The sequence below is a fragment of the Allocatenococcus thiocycli genome (assembly GCF_921292965.1).
Taxonomy (GTDB): domain Bacteria; phylum Pseudomonadota; class Gammaproteobacteria; order Enterobacterales; family Vibrionaceae; genus Vibrio; species Vibrio natriegens.
This window is the reverse complement of the sequence record NZ_CAKLCK010000047.1, coordinates 67,097-87,841: the sequence shown is the minus strand read 5'-3', so window position 1 is coordinate 87,841 and position 20,745 is coordinate 67,097. Positions and strand designations below refer to the sequence as shown.

The following is a 20,745-nucleotide window of genomic DNA, read 5'->3' as shown; positions in this document are numbered from 1 at the left end:
TTTATAGTTTTTCGCTGGCACCTAAATATATTGAACCACTCACCCCTATGTAATAATTCTAAGCGATCAGTTACTTCAGCTTGGTTATAAACGATCCTTTAAAGTACAGCAGACGCTCTATATAGCATTACATCAGAAGTCGCATTGATTACATTCACTTCGCCAGGTCGCTGATAAAATGCACTGCCAGGCCCAGAATAATGCTGCTGGTTGCTGAGTTTTACTTCGCCACTTAATACAAACCAAATACATGCTCCCTCATAAGTAGGAGTAGTAAGTGACTGACCAGCTGTTAAATGGTATTCGCGCAGGCGGAAGTCATCGACAGGTACCACATATTCAAAACTACCGTCGTCATTCTTCTGAGGTTCGACAGTCATAGGTATTACCGGTGAGAAATCTGTAATAGCTAACAGTTCGTCAATGTCTACATGTTTAGGCGTCAAACCGCAACGAACCACATTATCCGAGTTCGCCATCAGTTCAATATTTTGTCCTTCAAGATAAGCATGTGGAACGCCTGCCCCTTGAAATACTACGCTTCCTTTTGGAACATACATCAAGTTCATGATAAATATCATAATAAGGCCAGCGTCAAGATTCATTCCTTCTCGCTCAATTCTGTCCACAGCTCGCATAAACCAGAATAAAGACTCCGACTTTGTTATTTCATTTTGACAATATGCACCTTTATGCTCATTAATTAACGGACAAAGCAAGTTTACTAAGTCCGATTGGGACAGCGAAAAGATAGATGCAACAAAGCCTTTAATACCTAACTCTTGATATAACTCAGCGAGCGGTATCAATGACTTGTGTCTTCTTAGCTCCACCTCGGCTTCCGTAACGTTACGGAACCCATGTAACAGATAAAAATCAGACAACGCTAACATCAGCTCCGGTTTGTGGTTATCGTCTTTATAACTGCGTTTATCCGAACTTTTGTTCATTGCATTCTCTCGTGCATAACCGCGTTTTGCCTGCTCAATAGTAGGATGAACCTGAATTGATAACGGCTCTTTAACATCCAATACTTTAAGTAGATAAGGTAAACGACTACCATATCTCTGTACTTGAGTCTTGCCTAAACGGTACTCAGGTTCTGCTTGAATCCAAGCGGTCAACGTAGAACCATCAACTAAGGTTGATGACCCTAACAAATGATCTCCAAGCCACAACTCTGCAATCGGTTCGTTTACCTGGTCCATTCCTAATAAAAGTGGTAAGTAATGAACTCCGCCCCAATCATATTTTTTAACTGCACTTTTTATTTCGATCATCTTACACTCCTACCAAAGGTCTCTCTTACCAACTGCTGCCGGTACTTTTAAGTTATTAATTTTGTTTTAAATTTGCTTAGTTCAGATTGTTGCTTGTCCGTCAATGCGAACAGTTTCTGGCTACGAACGTTCACAGCTTCTAAGGATTGAATACTTGTATCTAGGCCGATGACATTCGAAGTGACAGAAGAAGATATGTGTTGGCAAGACTGCAATTGCTCATTCGCAGATAGAGTTACTACATCTGTTTCTTCAGCTAGCGCGGATACATGTTCGTTAATCTCGCTGATCGCTGATTTTGTTTTACCTAAGTGGCCTGTATTACTTTGCATCTGCGATGTACAAGTCGACATATGGGCAACTGCGACAGCACTAGCTTGATTTAGATTATCAATAAGATCCTGAATTTTATGAGTCGCATGGGCAGTCTGTTCTGCCAACGCACTGACCTCATCAGAAACAACGGCAAATCCACGACCGAGCTCACCCGCCCTAGCGGCTTCGATAGCGGCATTTAATGCTAAGAGATTGGTTTGACGAGCGATGTCTTCAATTACTTTAATAATGTTGCTGATATCTCGTGTTCTTATTTCAACATCAGCAATTGTGCTGGAGCTTTGGATGAGTAAGTTACCCAATTCATCATTCCCAGACACAGTTTGGCCAACATAGTCCAGAGCTACACTGACTAAGTCATGAATGTCGTTTGTATGTTCGTTCGTTTTTAAAATGGCTTGCTGCGTCTCTTGGCTAATACTCGCCAATTCCTCAGCAGCAGCTGATATTGAGTGCAAAGAAAGTGTTTGTTTACGCGCAGAATTACAAACTGCACTAATATCCTCAGAGTTAGTTTTACTCTGGCATTGAATACTTACATTGTTGGACTTTACTTGCTCTATTAGCGCCCGATTATAGGACATCACTCTGTGGATCTGACTGGTAAGTGTTGTAAACTCCGAGCTCCAACCCGTCACTTTTACACTTTGCGCATAATTGCCTTTTACAAGTTCATCTAACACCGACAATGTATAGTTAATTGGCTGTTTTATCTTACGTGTTAGAATAATACCTGCGACAATCAGTACCACACCAGACACTCCCAGCATGATTAACTGGATGCCTATAATACTATCGAGTAGATGGTTAACATTAGACTGTAGTTCCTGGCTTACACCTCCAACATAGCGGTTAACGTCTGACAATTGCTGAGTTAGTTGATTGTCGAAATAACTATAATCGTCTCGAAGCTGATTCAAGTTTTTCGATAGTCGTAGTAATTCAGTCTTAGTTGTTATTAAACTTTGCTCAGAGAAAAGCCCTTGATTTAAGCGCTCACTTACATCTAGATAGTCCTTTTCGCTATTTAGTAAAGGGATTTCATCAAGCAGATATGACTGTTCTTCACGTAAGGTTGGTTCAAGGAAGTTTATCTGCTCTGAGAAAGATATAACTTTATCTAACTCATTGGCGAATAAGGCTTGGCTTAAGACAACCATCGCTGCGTTGTGTTTTTCTAAATAGGCTTCTACGTCTTTCTTATGGAAATCGTCATCGTTAGATAATTTACCTAGCACCCGCTTCAGTGAAATACTCAATGATGCTGAGAGATTGTCCATCTCTTGCTTTTCATTATTTAACTGATGCCTAAGCCGTATAGAATGATCTTTATTTTTTCGTATTGCAGAAACATTGGCTTCCAGCTTAGCCAATAACAACGATACATCTTCAGGAACGAGGATATCAGTTAAGTTACTGTCATCAATTTCTTGAGAAAACGATTTTAAGTAATGTTGAACTTTACCGTACGTAGAATCTACTGCCTGTTCATTTCTCGCGGATACTAGGTCCGAAACATAGCGACCCAATGCTTGTTGCTTCTGTTTTAGTTCACTGGCTTTTTCCGTTAGCAGCAGTGAACTTCTAATATTACTAGCAAGAATATCTTTAGCGTCGGAAGAACGGTAAACAGTAAAAACGTTAGTCAATGTGAAGATGGTCAACACGCATACAAACGCTAGAATAATCTGAGTAACGACTTTCATAGCTTTCTCTAGTCAAACGGGAAAAAGGAGAGAGCAAAGCTCTCTCCATATAAGGACATCAGGATAAATAAGGGGGTCCCTGTTAGAACCAAAGTTCAGCTTGAACACCAAAGTTCAACGTGTCAGTTTGACCATCGCGCGTATAACCAGAATCAACGCGGCTTTGCACTTCGTCATCCCATTTTGCGTATGTAACAAAAGCACGAAGCTGCGGACGAGCCCAAAAACCACTTTCTAGAGTTAAAGTTGGAGCAATTGTTGCCTTAATCAGGCCACCATCTGCACCATCAGTTTTTTTCTCGTTCGCATTTTCATAGCCAACTTCGTATTGCATAGCGAAGTTTTTGGTGATTTGGTGATGCGGGCGCACACCGATAGCATAAATGTCACGGTCATATCCCTTGGTTGCAGAGTTTGACCAATCACTCCATGGTGCATAATCAGAGTCTGTTTGGTAGAAAGCAAAGGTCGACATTTCCCAGTTTTCGCTTAAGTTTACTAAGCCATCAAATACAATACGTGTAGACTTAGTATCTTCTGAGTTTGCGAAGCCCCATCCGTTTTTACCTAGCGAATCGCCGGCGGCTAGCCCTTCACCATATTGAAGTGTGATACGAGAATAGCCATTAGCTACGCCATAAAAACCGTCGAAATTGTAAGCTGCTGCCAATCCAAGTCCATCTGTTGCAGCACCTTGATGCCACGGATGTTCCTCCATCGTATGACCTACGAATTGGAGTGCCAAACCAGTACCGAACATCTCTTTGAAAATCAGGTTTACAGATAAGTCTTCTGGATAGCCTTGCTTAGAAGTATCTACTGGCGCTTCTCCATTGCGGTCACTTGGCATGAATGCATAGAAGCCTAAATCCATCTTTGCGATACCAACATCAACATTGTCTACACCGCCGCCAGTACCGTTATATTGAATGTATTCCCAGTCATATTGGTGATTAGAAGTGTTATACGTGTTGTAACGTTTACCAGCCCAGAACGTAACGCCTTGAGCAAAGTCGAAGCCACCCATTTCAACGTAACCTTCACGAAACTGAATATCGTGACCATCACCATCAACACAATTCCAGTCAGCAGTGCATGTTGTTTCGTGAGTCAGGTTAGCTCTAAATTTAGCCCACGTGCCTTCGTCGGTAGCAAACTTGACTGTTGGCAGCAGTTCAACTTTGGTATTTTGTTCGTTACCTAAACGGAACTTACCGTAGTTAGTAAATAAACCCACAGAGTTTGAACGAGTACCGTCGGAATTAACCAACAGCCCAGACTTCAAATACCCATGTAGTTCAGCAGATGTTTCCAGTGCCATTGTTGGTGCAGAGACAGCAATTAGGCCAAGTAAGATGCTTTTCGTTAATTTATGTAGTTCCATAGCGCTTCTTCTTATCGTTAAAGTAAGAGTTAATATTCCTTATAAAAGCCACAACCACTGCTATATAAGGCTCCGTTCATTTCATCCCTAATGTATCAAACCAAAAAATGATAACGTTACGATTTTGATCACCAAAAATAATTTTCTAATAAGTTTTAAATCGTAAATGGGAATTGGATTAAAAATTTTGGCTTTGCGCCAATATTGTTTATTGCTGATGATCACAGTTTATTTATAAAGCAAAACTTTGATCACATTAATGTAATTAGCGGGAGGGATCTCCCTCCCTAAATTGGATTTATAAGAACTCTTGGTTTTTTCTAATCAATGTCAAACGTTGCTGAACGCACGCTGCAGAAGTCAATGGATCTTCCGGCGTGTTTATTACGTAATCGACCAATTGATCTACCGTTGTTGTCAGAACATGACAACGAGTATCTGACGAAGCGTAGTAAATAAACACTTCACCATTCTCGCGAGCAATCAAACCATTGGAAAATACGACGTTAGATACATCACCAACACGCTCCTCACCTTCAGGAGCTAAGAAATACCCACTTGGTCGGTGAGTCACTTTAGCTGGGTTGTCTAGCTCTGTCATAAAAGAGTAAAGCACATAACGTAGTCCTGCCGCTGTCATACGAACCCCGTGGGCAATATGAAGCCAACCTTTTTTTGTTTTGATAGGTGCAGGGCCTTGGCCATTTTTAGATTCTTTGATGGTGTGATAGGTTTTCGGATCAATTACTTGCTCTGCGTCTACCACAGGGTTTTCCATTGAATCGGTAAAGCCCATACCGATTCCACCACCTTTACCTGCTTCAATAAAACTATCTTGTGGACGAGTGTAAAGCGCATACTTGCCGTCAACAAACTCAGGATGCAGAACTACGTTTCTCTGCTGAGCTGAGCGAGTTTTTAAATCAGGTAAACGTTCCCAGTGTTTAAGATCGGTAGTACGGACAATCCCACATTGAGCAACAGCCGCTGACTCATCACCTGGTGCTGCATTAGGATCTTTCCTTTCTGTACAAAATAATCCGTAGATATAGCCATCTTCGTGTTTGACCAAACGCATGTCATACACATTAGTATCAGGCACATCAGTCTCTGGAATTTCACAAGGCCCTTGCCAAAACTGAAATCCATCTACGCCATTTTCTGATTCAGCTACCGCGAAGAACGACTTTCTGTCATCGCCTTCAACTCTAGCCACTAAGTAGAATTTTCCATTTAGCTCGATAGCACCAGGGTTTAGAACTGCGTTAATACCCAACCTTTCCATTAAGTATGGGTTAGACTCTGGATTAAGGTCATAACGCCACGCAAGTGGTGCATGTCCAGCAGTTAAGACCGGCTTTTCGTGACGACAAAAAATGCCGTTTCCTGGCAAAACTGGAGGATTTTTATATTGAGTGTTCTGCGCAAATTCTTTTTTTAGCGCTTCTAATCTCGTCTTATAAATAGACATATTTGTTTCCTTTGAGCTCTAGTTATTTATAAATAACTAGAGCGCTTATAAAGCAGGTTAAAAAAATAACGTTACGATTTATTATTAAAACACTTCAGACTTTGTTTTTAATTCGTGCATAATGTCATCAATCGTTGTATAGGCAACCGCTGAATAAGTGTCAGCAGCACCGTAATACACAGCAATTCGACCAGTTTCAGCATCAGCAAGAGCTGCACATGGGAAAGCGACATTCGGAACAAAACCAGTCGTTTCATACTCCTTCTCTGGAGTCAAAATGTAGTCACGTGTACGGTACAGTACTTTCCATGGCTCGTTGATATCCAGTAACGCAGCACCAAAGCTATATACATAACCATTACAAGTACCTGAAACACCATGGTAAATCATTAACCAACCTTCACTTGTTTCGATTGGAATTGGGCCAGCACCAATTTTGGTACCTTGCCACCAGCCATTACCACCTTTACCCATAACGTGACGATGCTTGCCCCAATATTCCATATCATTAGAATGGCTTAAGAAAATATCACCAAATGGTGTATGGCCTGAGTCAGATGGGCGGTTAAGCATCAAAAATTGCCCATTTATCTTACGAGGGAAAAGAACACCATTACGGTTAAATGGCACACACGCATTCTCTAATCGTGTAAAGGTTTTAAAGTCTTTTGTCATACCACAACCAAGTGTCGCGCCATGGTCATCAGTACACCAAGTAACATAATAGGTATCATCAATTTTAACTACACGAGGGTCATAAGCGTATGTCGGTTGGAAATCGTTACCTTGCTTATCTTTCCACTCAATTGGTTGATTATCAAATTCCCAATCCAGTGCATTCTGTGAGCGACCGACATGCAGATGTGGACGTCCATTTTTATAATCGCAGCGGAACACGCCGATAAATGCACCTTCAAAAGGAACCACTGCAGAGTTATAGACACGAGCCGCTGCTGGGAAAGGATTCCAACCAATGATTGGGTTTTCACTGTGTCTCCACATCACACCTTCTTCACCTGTTGGGCGCTCTTGCCAAGGCATGTTTGGGATCGAATCACCAATAATTTTTACAGACATGTTTTACTCCAATTGATTGAGTCCTAATACTTTTTACTAAGGACAAATTGTTTTGATACGAATAGGGGCTTAGCTCCCTACTCGTCTCCTCTAAATTAGTTTTCTAGCAGAGCTAGTATCTGCTTTGTCTTCTCTTCTACTAACGCTTGATTACCACGAGACTCGACATTGAGTCTCACAACTGGCTCGGTATTAGATGAACGCAAGTTAAATCGCCATTCATCAAATTCCATACTGATACCGTCAGTCATATCAGTAACAACAGCAGTCTCAACAAATGCATCCCAAACATTGCGCACGGCTTGTTCTGCATTATTAACATGACGATTAATCTCGCCAGAAATTGGGTAGTGTTTTTGTGCTTTGGCCACAAATTGTGACAAGCTCAGACCGCTATCTGAAACCAGTTCCGCGATCAATAGCCAAGGCAACATCCCCGAGTCACAGTAAGCGAAATCACGGAAGTAGTGGTGAGCACTCATTTCCCCACCATAAACCGCATCCTCTTCACGCATCCGCTCTTTGATAAAGGCATGACCCGTTTTGGATTGGATGGGAATACCTCCCGCTGATTCTACAGTTTCGATCGTGTTCCAAGTTAAACGAGGATCGTGAATAATCTTTGCACCAGGCTGCTTGTTCAAAAACGCTTGCGCCAACATACCAACGATGTAATAGCCTTCGATGAATTCACCATGCTCATCAAACAAGAAGCAGCGGTCAACGTCACCATCCCAAGCCACACCAAAGTCCGCTTTGTGCTGCTTAACTGCATCAATCGTTGCTTGACGGTTCTCTGGCAACAATGGGTTTGGAATTCCATTGGGGAAATGCCCATCAGGGTTGTGATGAACCTTGATGAACTCAAACGGCAAGCTTGGTTCTAAATTATCAACCATATGTCCTGCCGCGCCATTGCCAGCGTTAACTACAATGCGAAGTGGCCGCAAATTAGCTTTATCTATATAGCTTAATAGGTGGTGAGTGTACTCCTCGCTTATATCGTAACGTTGCGATTTTCGTGTATACAAATCACGATCATTCGATGGAACAAGATTCGACTCACTCACCAATAGCTTAATGTCATTCAACCCTGTATCACCACTGATAGGTTTAGCTTGTTCGCGAACTAATTTCATCCCATTATATTCTTTAGGATTGTGGCTCGCCGTCACCATAATTCCACCATCAAGTCCCAAATGGGATGTGGCAAAGTAAACCTCTTCAGTGCCGACTAAGCCAAGGTCTACCACCTCAGCGCCTTCGTCGATAATTCCATAGCGTAACTGTGTAGCCAAAGATTCACTGCTCAAACGAATATCGTAGCCCACAGCGACTTTACTGGCTTTTGTGTGACGCACATAGGCTCTACCAATTCGGTATGCAATCGTCTCATTTAACTCCTCAGGTAGTCGTCCCCTGATATCGTATGCTTTAAAAGCAGTTGTAGTTGTTTTCATAACACCCCCAAAATCGTAACGTTACCATTTTTGTATTTTAACGAGCTAATTTCAAGAAATAGTGATGTTCTTGATACATAAGTGTGATGAGACTTGCGTTTTAATATAATAAAAAAGCCAAGCTTTGAGCTTGGCTTTTGCTAATAACGATACGAATGAGAATGGCGACTTCGGAGAGCTTTAACGTTCATGTAATGTAGTTTTCTCGATGTATTGAAGCTTTGTCGCATCCGCCCCCTCAACACATTTCACAATGAAACTGGATAGTTTTTTACCAACACTATGCATATCTTGTCGTAGTCCTGGGATCGGAGGGGTAAAAAAGCTTGGTAAATCGCACGTTTCGACGGCAATGATATCTACATCTTTGCCAATGACTTTCCCTGCATCTTGCACACCTGCGATCATGCCACATGCGCTGATTTCCGAGCCACAGATTATGCCATCAGGAGCTACATCACTTTCCATCATTTCTTTAGCATATGTTCGATAATTTTTCACTTCAGTATCAAAGATAATATCCGTGTCTTTCGAAAAGTTAGCGCCATATTCCATCGAAGCACGCTTAACGCCGTAAAACTTATGCCAACAGTATGTGTAAATATGCGACGAACTCACCAATCGAATGTTCTTTCGACCTTTACTGTACAAATAGCTAGCTGCACGATAACCTATATCGTAATTATCTATATCAACAAAAGAATGCTCTACCGACATTTCCGTTTGCCCAAAAGTCACAAAAGGTATCTTTTGTTCATGTAGATAAGTAACGCGCTCATCTTGTGTTTGGGTTAAATTGAAAATGATGCCACCAGCGAGATTATTTTCTACCGCGTACTTAACTGGCTCTAACGGATCTTGCTCGGGCTCAAGAGGTAATACTGTAAGGTGAAACGGCGTCCCTTCCAAACCGGCAGTAAGCCCGCTGATAAGTGCTAACGTACCGACATCACCGACTATATCACCAGGCTTTGTAACCGGTAAAATCGCACAAATATTATAATTAATACCCGTTCGCAGTCCGAGTCCGGATAAATTAGGTCGGTAACCTAACTTCTCAGCAGCGGCTTTAACTTTCTCTTTGGTGGGTTGTTTTACATCATCCCCATCTTTAAGAGCACGAGATACAGTGGTTACAGATAGTCCCGTGTACTCGGCAATGGTCTTTAATGTTGCTTTCGACATACTGTGATCTTTTCAGTTAATCTTTATTCGTAACGTTATGGAAAGTTTCTCATCATCGCCTTCATTGCTCAAGGAACTAAACCGCTATTTAAAAAAAAAACAGGCATAGATGCCTGTTTTTAAGAGGATAAGCACAATTTTTGTTAAATTCGCTCTTCTGTTGCTGCACAGAACAATGAAACATTTGCCAAATTCAGATGTAAACCCATTTTATCGCCATTAATGATTGTTACGTTAGCATCAAGCTTAGCTCGTAATGGCTGGCCTTTCATATCAAACTCAGCTAACGTCTCTGCACCTGTCATTTCAAAAGCATTTACTGACAATGAAAGTTCATAATGACTATTGAGAGGAGACTGACTTACATGCTCCGGGCGAATACCAAACAAAATTTTTCTGCCCTCAGTTGGAGTAGTTTCAAATTGATAGTTGTTTACTGGTATCCAAACATTGTCGATCAGAACACCCCAAGTACCATCTTCTTTATGTAGTACCCCTTTAAGTAAATTGATCTGTGGTGAACCAACAAACTTCGCGACAAATACATTTGCAGGTTGATTGTATATTTCGTAAGGCGTGCCTATTTGCTGTGGAATACCCTTGTTTAGGAGCACGATTTTTGTTGCAAGCGTCATCGCTTCGATTTGGTCATGAGTTACATAGATGATCGTCGAATCAAGCTGACTGTGAAGTTTTTTCAACTCCAAACGCATTTCACCACGTAGTTTTGCATCAAGATTCGACAAAGGCTCATCAAATAGGAAAACCTTTGGTTCTCGCATTAATGCTCGGCCAATCGCAACACGCTGACGCTGACCACCTGATAATTGTGCAGGAGTGCGATCTAATAAATGACCGATCTGCAATAGCGTCGCAACCTTCTTAACTCTTTCCTCAATGTCAGCTTCTGGCTTTTTGTTGATCTTCATACCAAAGCCAATATTTTCTTTCACAGTCATATGAGGAAATAGTGCGTACGACTGGAATACCATCGCGATATCACGATCTTTTGGATCGGCAAGCGTCACATCTTTGTCGCCGATAATCACTTGACCAGAAGTGACATCTTCCAGTCCCGCAATTAGACGCAGTAACGTCGATTTACCGCAACCGGATGGACCAAGCAATACCGTGAATCCACCAGCTTCCATTTCTAGATCGATGTCATTAAGGATGACGGTCTTGCCAAACGATTTATTGAGTTTTTTTACTTCTACTGCATGCATTATGACATCCTCAATTTAGTGCTTTGTGTAAGTTTGATTTTCGAGTTCTACCGATGGGCTTTCCATTGGTGCTATGCGTTGGAATACTTCTAAGCAAGCTCTTCCGTTGTGGTAAGGACATTTCCAAGGTTCAATTTTAGGCTTGGAAATACATGGGCTACCTTTGCGATCCACTTTCCAATACCACTCACCTCTCTCGTTGTCTTTCAACTGATGTAACACAATATTCCAACAATCCTGCGCGGCTTTAAACAAATCTTCTTGCGGTGTTTTTTGGTACGCATTAAAGAAACCAACCATTGCTTCGGCCTGAACCCACCAAATACGTTCAGAGTCTAGCAAATAGCCATCCCTTAATTCGTTGAACACTGCACCATCACGCTCAAGCCCTTCATTTAAGGTCACTAACGCCATGTCTGAAGTCAAAGAAAATACTTGGTTAGCGAGTGTTCGGTCAGTCAGTTCACCAGCGGCTGCGTCCAGCAACCAAGTACCCTCTATATCGTGTCCGTATGAAATATCATTCGAGACACATTGCCAATCGCGAGTAAAGAACAAGCCAAAATGACGTGTACTATCAACGACTACGTCAATCATTAACTCAGTCAATGAATGTAACTGTTGCTGCACCTCTTCATCAGGCCATGCTTGGTGCAGAGTAGTATAGGCTTCGAGAATATGTAAATGCGTATTCATCGATTTTTCAGCGAGTACTCCCTCAGATGTATCACACACCAAATGGTTTGGAATCGCTTTCCACTCACAATCAAAAGCCTCAAGGTAACCCCCGAACTCTGCATCGTAGGCATGCGACTCTATTAAGGTAAACAACTGTTTTGCATGCATTAATGCATCATTATCTGCGGACGCCAAGTAATATTCACTAAAAGCGTAAATGGCAAATCCTTGGTTGTATACGTGTTTCTGCGAATCCGTAACGTTACCATTTTTATCCAGCATCCAAAACACGCCACCATGAATTTCGTCAACAGCGTGGTCTAACATATAATTAAAACAATGTCTGGCAGCTTCTAAATACTTTGCTTCGCCAAGAACTCGGTAAGCATGAGAAAACGTCCAAAGTATACGTGAGTGCAGTAGCACCGATTTATCGTACCCCTGATCCACATTCCCATCAAAATCAGCATAACAGTAAAAACCACCGTTCTCAGTATCTTTAAGCGTCAACCAATATTTTAAGATATCTTGCGCTTCTTGCTTTAACGCTGCCTTAAACTGGTGTAATTCAGACATTCTCGTCTCCAAAATGTATTAAATCTGGTCTAATTGAAAATCTTCATTGGCATGCCAAAGCAATGTGATATTACAAATCACTACAGGTACGAATCCAAACAAGATAAACACTATCGGAAGTATGAAAGCAATAAACATACTGACAACTGCAACAGCCAATGTGATTACCAGCGCCCTTCGATAAATGTGTATAAGTCGGAGAGTGACGACTACATCTTGTTTCAATGTTTTGGCTTCGTACAAACTGATTTGAATCAGGCAAACATAGAGAAAAAACGCAGCCATGATTATGATTGGCAATATACTAATGCCTACAACAGCTAACCAGTCAGTCCCTGAGACAATCAGCCAATGGGCATACCAACCCAGAGAAAACATAGGCAAGGCAATAACCCAACCTAATTTATTACTACGTACAAACACCGCTTTGTATTCTTTCCATACGTCTTTCAGACATATTGAATGTTGCTTGTTTAAGTAGCGCCTGGTCATCGTTGCAACAACAACAGTGGCTGGGAAAACACCTAGAATAAGTCCACCAATTAACGTTAGACCTAACCACAATACGTGCATACCCACGGCTCGGGACAACCAGTAACAAGCGATGATAAGCGGTGATTGCTTTTCCATAATTAACCTTTTACAGCTCCATTGGTCACACCAGCGTATATTTGTTTTTGCAAACTTAGGAATATCACAATAGATGGAATTAATATGATCACAATACCCGCTGATATTGTTGTCCATTCAGTACCAAATACTGAAGTAAACTTGTATAAAGCCGTAGATACCGTCACTTGCGATGCATCTGGTAGGTATAACAATGGGAAATAGAAATCGTTATAAATGAAGATAGTACGTAAAATAACAATCGTAGCTATCGCTGGCTTAAGTAACGGCAATATAATTTTTCTATAAATTAAGAAGTACGATGCCCCCTCCATCTTGGCCGCTTCATCTAACTCTTCAGGTATACCTTTCATAAACTGAAGGAATACATAAATCATCACAACGTCAGCACCAATGTAGAGCAAAATTACCGAAGCTTTATTGTTAATAAACCCTAACGACTTTATAACTTCAAAGGTAGCAACTTGAGTCGTAACTGCCGGGATTACCATCGCGATGATATAGGCTAGCAATACTAGTTTCTTACCACGAAATTCGAATCTCGATAGAACGTAAGCAACCTGTGTACCAAATATAATGGTAAAGAACAGGGAAATAAGCAAAATTGTCCCAGTATTCATAAAAGCTAAGCCTAGATTACCGTCAGTGAACACCTTTATATAGTTACTAAGGTTGGCAAAGCTTTCTGGCAAACCCACTTTACTAGTATTGTAATATTCGTCTAGTGTTTTAAACGAAGCCATCAAAACTGAGTAAGGAGGTACCAATACCGCTAACGCTGCAACCGCTAAAGTTAAATACTTAAATCCACTCCAAAATACCCATGACGGATTTGACAGATTTTTCTTTAGACGCGCTTTTTTTATCTGTTTCTCTGAGCGTTGCACACGTTTTAGTTGTTCCTGCTCTTCAAGGCTAAGAGCCAAATGTTGCTCTGACATGTCTATTTCTCCTCTTTAAACAGAACTTTTTGCAAAATCATAAACAGAACAACAATCATCAATAGTAGCACCGCCATAGCAGATGCTAGACCAAAATCGTTGAAGTTAAATGCAGTTTCTAAGGTTGCCATTACAAACGTTTTTGTTCCATTCGCCCCTTTAGTAATGATCATTGGTATTTCGAATACTGACAGAGAACCAACAAATGCCAGTAAGACCTGAAGACCGATAACTAATTTAATTGAGGGTAGAGTAATGAATCTAAATTGCTGCCATTCATTTGCACCCTCAATTCGGGCGGCTTCGTACTGGTCTTGGGGAATAGATTGAAGAACACCAAAAAATAGAATCAAGTTAAAACCTAAATAACGCCATATAGAAGCAGCAACTAACGCCCAGTTAACCACATCACCATCCATCAACCAAGGCTTGATCCACGAATCCAACCCCACGGCAATAAGAAAGCTGTCTAACGCACCATCTACTTGATAAAAGATTTGGAATACCATAGAAGCAGCAACCGCATTAAGCACAAACGGTATAAACAAAAGTGTTTTAAATAGATTTCGACCCGCTAGTTTAGAGTTAACCAATACAGCAAACCATAGCGATAAAGTTAATTGGATTACAGCACCAGCGAAATAGTAAAGTGTAACAAGCAGCGGATTAAGTTGGTCAGGCTCTTCCCATAGATAAGTGTAATTGTCCAGTCCGATAAAATTCTTAACCGGAGCATAGCCATCCCAGTCAGTCACACTCATATAGAAAAGTTGGCTCGCTGGATAATAAGAGAAAGTAAACAGCAAGGTTAACGGTATTGCTAAGAACGCAAAAACGATCATCCTTTGCTGCTGTTTCAACGTTAAATCAAACATAGGTACTCCATCAACGCCCGATATCAGATACTTCTAATTTTAAGGCTTATATTTCGAATCTGGCAAAAATCTTAACGTTACGATTTTTGCAAATCAATGAGCGTTCCTGAAAAGCTACCCTTTATGTGAAACTGATCAATAAACATTACAATAAATATAAAATAACTGTGATCAAACCACGCCCACTTCTAAAATTACATGTTAATAAGAACGTTTGAAATCATGAAAACCACACTACCGAAACGTTACGATAAATGAACTATTAGTAGAGATTATGTAAGATCATTGAGCCATCTCTGTTGCTGGTATCGCCAACCGCATAAAGCTAGCTTAATCAACTCTTCGACCAACATCATTGCGAACACTGTTGTAAAACCAAAGCCAAAGGCATACGCAGCTAAAGCACAAAGTGGTATACCTATGACCCACATCGCAAATAAGTCCATTTTCAAGCAAAACTGATTATCTCCTCCAGCCCTTAATGATCCGTTAATTATGATCATATTGGTCATACGCAAAGTTATTGCAACAGAAAGTATTGTAAGCGCAGGGGAAGCGATACTTAACAAATCTGGCTGATTCAATCCAAGCAATTCGATCACTGTATCCTTGATTAGATAAAGTAAGAAACCACATGTCACCCCCAAAACCATGACATATTTTATGAAATCGGCTGACGTAGATAGTGCGTCTTCAAACTCTTGCCGTCCGAGCATGTTACCAATGATCACTGAACAAGCGACTGATAAGCCGAAAAACAAGGAGTAGCAAAGAGATTCAAACGGACTTAGTAAACTAAATACCGCGAGTTCTGTCGTACCCATATGCCCGAATATCATCTGATAGCTCATCGTTCCCAGTGCCCAAAGTATCGAGTTCAACGCAAGTGGAACCGCCAAACCACGAAATTTTCCCACGGACACTTCACCATAATTGCTACAAAGCAACCAATGACTGCGAAATGCAAGAATCGCATAGATTAAGATAAGTTGGACGATACGGCTTATTGTCGTAGCTAAAGCAGCTCCCGCGACTCCCATAGCAGGTACTCCCAACCCACCTTTTATCAACCAGTAATTGAGTACAATATTCAAAATAATGGTAATACTTCCGATTATAAGAGGAGTAATAGCATCACCGCTCGAACGTAACGTAGACTCAACAACAATTACAATATGAGTGAGTATGAGTAGAGGCAGTGCATACCACAAGTAATCTGAACCTAATGTAATAACTATTAAGTCACTGGTTTGTAGCCTCATTAGCCAATTAGAGCCTAGAGTGAGAATTAGCGTTGTTGGTACCATGACCAACAACCCGAAACGGATCGCTATAAACGTTATGCTCTTTGCTTTAGCTTTATCTTCTTTACCCCAATACTGTGCCACTAACGTTCCATTTGCGGTAGCAAGTCCAGCCATGACCATTATGGCCACAAAGTGCCATTTCGAGGCAATTCCCACAGCAGCTGTTGCTTCCTGTCCAAAATCACTTACCATTAAGACGTCAGCCAAAGCTAAAACGGCTACCAAAGCACTTTGTAATGCGACAGGAAAAGCCAGCCTAATGACCTCTATTAATTTAATGTTTTTATTTAAATTTAACTTGTATAGCATCATTATCACTCGTCTAAATATCGGACAATTTAATGGTGATTAATATAATAATGAAGATAGAATTAATACATGTGCCAAAATAGTAAAAACCTGTTCAAATCCGACATCCGAGATAAAACTATCACTCGAGACTGGAGAGATCACGTCCACCTTTCCGATCAATGTAAAGAGCGGTATTTGACTCAATCTTCTATACCTGAATTGAGCAAGTACGATATTTTTATGGCTGGGATAGCGCAATTGAGTAAAAGCTATGAGGTCGAACGACAAGGTGAGAATGTACACACTATGCTTGTGACAACTGAAGGCGAAGGATCTCTAATTACAGAACACGGAATCTACACCATTCACAGTAACACAGCTACCATACTGCCTGCTGGCATGCCTTTTCGGTTCGAATTGCTTGATAAGATGATCTGCTCCAGCCAGACTGGACACTTCATTAAGCGACATTTTGCTGTTCAAAGTTAACTGGGCTTAGATACCCAAGAGCACTGTGCCTTCTCGTCCGATTATAATCAACCTCTATGTACTCGAAGACCGTTTGGCGCATCTCATCTCTGGTCATTATCGGTTCGTATTGAATCGCTTCTACTTTCATCGAATGGAAGAAGCTCTCAACACAAGCATTGTCCCAGCAGTTTCCTTTCCTACTCATACTTTGTTTTAGATTATAAGCAGTTATGAGGTCTCGATAATCTTTCGAGCAATACTGGCTACCACGATCACTATGAACAATAACTTCCTCTGGGAAGCCTCGACGGAACAGAGCCATTGATAATGCATCGCAGACCAGTGTTGCCGTCATCCTCGTATCCATCGACCAGCCGATTACTTGTCGTGAGTAAAGGTCAATGATCACAGCCAAATACAGCCAGCCTTCGCTTGTGGCAAGATACGTGATATCTCCCGCCCATTTCTGATTCGGGGCCGTTGCATTAAAGTCCTGAGCTAGCAAGTTCGGAGCTACAGGCATCTTATGCTTGCTGTCCGTTGTACACTTAAACTTGCGTGCCGCTTTCGGCGTTAAATCCTGACGCTTCATGCTGGCTGCAATGGTTTTAACATCATGGCTATCACCGTTCTCAGACAGTTCTTTCTGGATGCGCCTTGAACCATCTCTCCCCTTACTGTTGTCAAAAGCATCTTTAACCTTTGTATCAAGTTCTTGGCGAGTTGCTTCGCGTTGAATAGCCTTGTGGCGATGCTTAATCCAATAATAAAACCCACTTCGAGAAACCCTGAACACCTTAGCCATGCGGACAACACTGAAGCACAGCAGGTGTTCGAGCATGAATTCATAGCAATCTACTTTAGATTTTTCGCGAAGTAGGTGGCGGCCTTTTTTACGATATCTAGCTCTTCTGCTTGTTCTGCCAACTGCCTTTTAAGCTTGGCTACTTCAGCGGCTAGCTCTTGTTCTCGCTGACTGGTTGTGGTGTCTTTCTTTACAGTCTTGCGCCAAGCGTAGATCTGAGATTCATGTAAGGAGAGCTGTCTTGCTGCCGCAGCGACTCCCACGTTCTCTGCTAGCTTCAGAGTTTCGGCTTTAAATTCAGGAGAATGGATAATACGTTTCTTCTTGTTTGTCATAGTTCACCTCGTTAGTGATTGTACTCACTTAACTCAGTGTCCAAAACTGCTAGTGCGGATCAAAGACTCGTCCCTGGAAGATGACTTGGTTCCTACTAAAGCCGACAGAGCGATGGCATCCACTAATAATGCTAAACAAACACATCATTCCTTTTGATTCCAGTGAGCAAGTATGGTCTATTTCAAGCCTATTAAACGCTGAAATTGGTGGCCGTCCAGCCTTTCGCCAACTACTCATGACCGAATTAGTTCGATACTTAGATACTGGAAAAACGGAAAGCACGACCTCTACGATCCGAGTACAAGCTATTTTTAATACCGTAGAGTCGCAACTTCATCAAACATGGAAAATTAGCGATATTGCCAAACAGTGCTTTATCAGCGAAGAACAGCTTGGAAGAATATGTCGCACAATTTATGGTGTGTCTCCCCAGGCAAAACTGATTGCAATGCGGATGAATAAAGCACAAGAGTTGTTGCGTTACAGTGACTGGCCAATAGCGGCGATTGCAAATCGAGTCGGCTATAAAGATCCGTACAATTTCACCCATAGATTCAGCCGCACCTTTGGCATATCTCCTAGTCAGTTTCGTAAGCAATACAAGTGAAGAAGTAATGAGTGATAAGTAATGAGTGATGAGTGATGAGTGATGAGCCTTGATCTTATATTTATTAATAGAAAGTCAACTGAATCCAATTGACAATAAAATGCCATTATTAGCATGTAACAGAGTTCATTTCGCCCAGTTTAACTAGCATATTAAATACGACTAAATAAAATAAATTAGGCAATACGACGTGATATTTACTGCTCCATTCTATACAGTGTCAACGCCAGTTTAAAATTGACCCACTTATCGACGTTATCGCCGAAGTAAAATTGACCCACCCATACAATTAACTTTTGCCTTCAGATAGACTTTCTAGAACCGCTGGTATGGTTCCAGCCGCTTTCTTTCCTCTTAATCGATAGCTTTCACCGCTGATTTGTACAATGTGCGAGTGATGAAGAAGTCTATCGAGTAATGCCGCCGTCAACGTTGTATCATCGGCGAACGCATTTGACCATTGAGAGAACGGCAAATTACTGGTCACGATAATGCTGCCTTGCTCATAACGTTTGGCGATGACGTTAAAGAACAAGTTGGCCTCTTCTCTGCCGAACGGTAAGTAGCCGATTTCATCGACGATAAGTAGCTTAGGTGCGAGTACACTTCGTCTCAAGTAGCTTTCAAGCTTACCCTGAGCTTTTGCTGTAGATAGCTGAAGCATCAAGTCTGCTGCGGTGATGAACCGTGTCTTTAGGCCCTTTTGAACCGCTATTTGGCCAAGGCTCACTGCAAGGTGGCTCTTACCAACGCCACTTGGGCCGAGTAATACCACGTTTTCCTTTCGCTCAATGAAGGCTAACCCTGTTAACTCCTTGAGCTGTTTTCTTGGGGCACCCGTTGCGAACTTGAAGTCATAGTCATCGAACGTTTTTTCCATTGGGAAGCTGGCGAACTTAGTCAGTGTGGCTCTTGTGCGTTCTGCTCGCGCTTCCAGTTCAGCGTTCAGAAGTGACTCTAAGTAATCGGCTAGACTCAGTTCACGACTGTTGGCTGCTTCTGCCAGTCTCGGCCACTCCTGACCGATAGCTTGTAACTTCAGCGTTGCACAGGCAGCCTCGATACGACTCATTTGAAGGTTCATGGTCGTACCTCCAACAACGCATCATACGTCGAGAGTGGGTGCTGGAAGCTCTCAAGTGGCATCACACTATCGCTTATTGTTAGTGGTGTGACTGGGCGTGTCGGCGATGGTAGCGACTGAAGTGTAAAGCGCTCTTCATCTAAGAGAACCTGAGGCTTTGCACCTGTCGTACCATGAGTTCGTTGGTGAGCGACGGTTTCTAGCCATGCGCCGATATGTCCATTAAGAACATCGACGGTGATTTTAAGTCCGTGTTGCTTGAGTGTCGCCGCAAGAGGAGTGACGAAACTATTCTTCAAGTAGGAGTTAAATCGCTCCACTTTTCCTTTGGTCTTTGCGCGATATGGACGACAGGCTCTCGGTTTAAAATTGTACTTCTTGGCTGCGGTGAGCAGTGCAGGGTTCCAGCGGTGCTCACCTTCACCGTATGCATCACGCTCTATCATGATGGCTTTCGCATTATCGAACAGAACTTCTTTGGGGACGCCACCGAAGTATTCAAACGCTTCTTCAAGACCTTCTATCCAGTCTTCTTGGCGCTCTCGTTCACTAAAGCGAACGAACGTCGCTCTGCTATAACCAAGCGTTGCCACGAAGGCTTTAACACGGACTCCGTAATGGGTGATGGTCGTAAAGTCCACTTGCATCTGCTCACCTGGCAATGTCTCGAACCGAACGACAGGGTCGACAGGCGTACTTGGTTTGTACTGTTTGATGTACTCCTTAAGCATCGTTATACCGCCTTCATAACCAAGTGATTTTAACTCACGTAGTAAGACGGTTGCGGGTATCCAATAAGGCTTTGCGGCTTCAATCCGCGTACACAAGTAGTCATGGTAGGGCTGAAGTTTAGTTGGTCGGGATTGACGCTCGGGGTACACGGGTGCTTTGCTTCTATCTCGCAGATAAGTACGAACGGTATTCCTTGAGATCCCCAGCTCCTTTGCGATACGGCGGATGCTGCACCCTTGCTGATGTAAAACGTGTATTTCCACTAGTTGCTCCTGATTGATCATAAT

18 protein-coding genes are annotated in these 20,745 nt (G+C 42.0%); 2 read left to right on the top strand and 16 right to left on the bottom strand.

The window, feature by feature from the left end:
* Positions 1–98 precede the first annotated feature (98 nt).
* From manA to L9Q40_RS19735, 13 genes are all read right to left on the bottom strand, one after another.
* A complete protein-coding gene (gene manA / locus L9Q40_RS19795) occupies positions 99–1,280 on the bottom strand; it encodes a mannose-6-phosphate isomerase, class I (protein WP_498794309.1) in 1,182 nt (393 codons plus the stop codon).
* A 47-nt stretch (positions 1,281–1,327) separates the two neighbouring features.
* Positions 1,328–3,322, bottom strand: coding sequence for a methyl-accepting chemotaxis protein (locus L9Q40_RS19790; protein WP_498794308.1), 1,995 nt, complete (start codon positions 3,320–3,322; stop codon positions 1,328–1,330).
* Between the two features lie 82 nt (positions 3,323–3,404).
* Positions 3,405–4,706 (bottom strand): carbohydrate porin, encoded by a 1,302-nt coding sequence (locus tag L9Q40_RS19785; RefSeq protein ID WP_065301448.1) that lies wholly within the window; start codon positions 4,704–4,706, stop codon positions 3,405–3,407.
* 298 nt (positions 4,707–5,004) lie between these two features.
* Complete coding sequence (locus L9Q40_RS19780) at positions 5,005–6,177, bottom strand: glycoside hydrolase family 130 protein (protein WP_498794307.1); 1,173 nt, start codon at positions 6,175–6,177, stop codon at positions 5,005–5,007.
* Between the two features lie 84 nt (positions 6,178–6,261).
* Positions 6,262–7,254 (bottom strand): glycoside hydrolase family 130 protein, encoded by a 993-nt coding sequence (locus L9Q40_RS19775; RefSeq protein ID WP_065301450.1) that lies wholly within the window; start codon positions 7,252–7,254, stop codon positions 6,262–6,264.
* A 95-nt stretch (positions 7,255–7,349) separates the two neighbouring features.
* The gene (locus tag L9Q40_RS19770) at positions 7,350–8,714 is read right to left on the bottom strand and encodes a phosphohexomutase domain-containing protein (protein ID WP_065301451.1); all 1,365 of its coding nucleotides are present in this window, start codon (positions 8,712–8,714) and stop codon (positions 7,350–7,352) included.
* 180 nt (positions 8,715–8,894) lie between these two features.
* Positions 8,895–9,899, bottom strand: coding sequence for a LacI family DNA-binding transcriptional regulator (locus L9Q40_RS19765; RefSeq protein ID WP_065301452.1), 1,005 nt, complete (start codon positions 9,897–9,899; stop codon positions 8,895–8,897).
* A 143-nt stretch (positions 9,900–10,042) separates the two neighbouring features.
* Positions 10,043–11,125, bottom strand: a complete 1,083-nt coding sequence (locus L9Q40_RS19760) for an ABC transporter ATP-binding protein (RefSeq protein WP_444493051.1) — start codon at positions 11,123–11,125, stop codon at positions 10,043–10,045.
* Between the two features lie 15 nt (positions 11,126–11,140).
* Positions 11,141–12,379, bottom strand: coding sequence for an AGE family epimerase/isomerase (locus L9Q40_RS19755; protein WP_498794306.1), 1,239 nt, complete (start codon positions 12,377–12,379; stop codon positions 11,141–11,143).
* 18 nt (positions 12,380–12,397) lie between these two features.
* Positions 12,398–13,009: a DUF624 domain-containing protein gene (locus L9Q40_RS19750; protein ID WP_065301455.1), complete on the bottom strand. Its 612-nt coding sequence runs from the start codon at positions 13,007–13,009 to the stop codon at positions 12,398–12,400.
* Positions 13,010–13,011: 2 nt separating this feature from the next.
* On the bottom strand, positions 13,012–13,950 hold the full coding sequence (locus L9Q40_RS19745) for a carbohydrate ABC transporter permease (RefSeq protein WP_065301456.1): 939 nt from the start codon (positions 13,948–13,950) through the stop codon (positions 13,012–13,014).
* A 2-nt stretch (positions 13,951–13,952) separates the two neighbouring features.
* The gene (locus L9Q40_RS19740) at positions 13,953–14,825 is read right to left on the bottom strand and encodes a carbohydrate ABC transporter permease (RefSeq protein ID WP_065301457.1); all 873 of its coding nucleotides are present in this window, start codon (positions 14,823–14,825) and stop codon (positions 13,953–13,955) included.
* A 272-nt stretch (positions 14,826–15,097) separates the two neighbouring features.
* Complete coding sequence (locus L9Q40_RS19735) at positions 15,098–16,444, bottom strand: MATE family efflux transporter (protein ID WP_498794305.1); 1,347 nt, start codon at positions 16,442–16,444, stop codon at positions 15,098–15,100.
* Positions 16,445–16,510: 66 nt separating this feature from the next.
* Here L9Q40_RS19735 and L9Q40_RS19730 point away from each other — a divergent pair, with 66 nt between their 5' ends.
* Positions 16,511–16,912 carry a hypothetical protein gene (locus tag L9Q40_RS19730; protein ID WP_498794304.1) on the top strand — a complete coding sequence of 134 codons (402 nt, stop codon included), beginning with the start codon at positions 16,511–16,513 and terminating at the stop codon, positions 16,910–16,912.
* On the opposite strand, the gene L9Q40_RS19725 is transcribed toward L9Q40_RS19730, so the two are convergent.
* Positions 16,884–18,034, bottom strand: a protein-coding gene (locus tag L9Q40_RS19725) for an IS3 family transposase (protein ID WP_140369639.1) whose coding sequence is annotated in 2 segments (ribosomal slippage) — positions 16,884–17,791 and positions 17,791–18,034 — 1,152 coding nt in all. Because the reading frame shifts where the segments join, the coding sequence is not laid out codon by codon here. The genes L9Q40_RS19730 and L9Q40_RS19725 overlap by 29 nt on opposite strands.
* Before the next feature lie 128 nt (positions 18,035–18,162).
* Here L9Q40_RS19725 and L9Q40_RS19720 point away from each other — a divergent pair.
* Complete coding sequence (locus L9Q40_RS19720) at positions 18,163–18,642, top strand: helix-turn-helix transcriptional regulator (protein WP_498794303.1); 480 nt, start codon at positions 18,163–18,165, stop codon at positions 18,640–18,642.
* 289 nt (positions 18,643–18,931) lie between these two features.
* Here L9Q40_RS19720 and istB read toward each other — a convergent pair whose 3' ends face one another.
* The gene (gene istB / locus L9Q40_RS19715; protein WP_050935648.1) at positions 18,932–19,726 is read right to left on the bottom strand and encodes an IS21-like element helper ATPase IstB; all 795 of its coding nucleotides are present in this window, start codon (positions 19,724–19,726) and stop codon (positions 18,932–18,934) included.
* On the bottom strand, positions 19,723–20,742 hold the full coding sequence (istA, locus tag L9Q40_RS19710; protein ID WP_050935650.1) for an IS21 family transposase: 1,020 nt from the start codon (positions 20,740–20,742) through the stop codon (positions 19,723–19,725). The genes istB and istA overlap by 4 nt, the downstream gene beginning before the upstream one ends.
* Between the last annotated feature and the right edge of the window lie 3 nt (positions 20,743–20,745).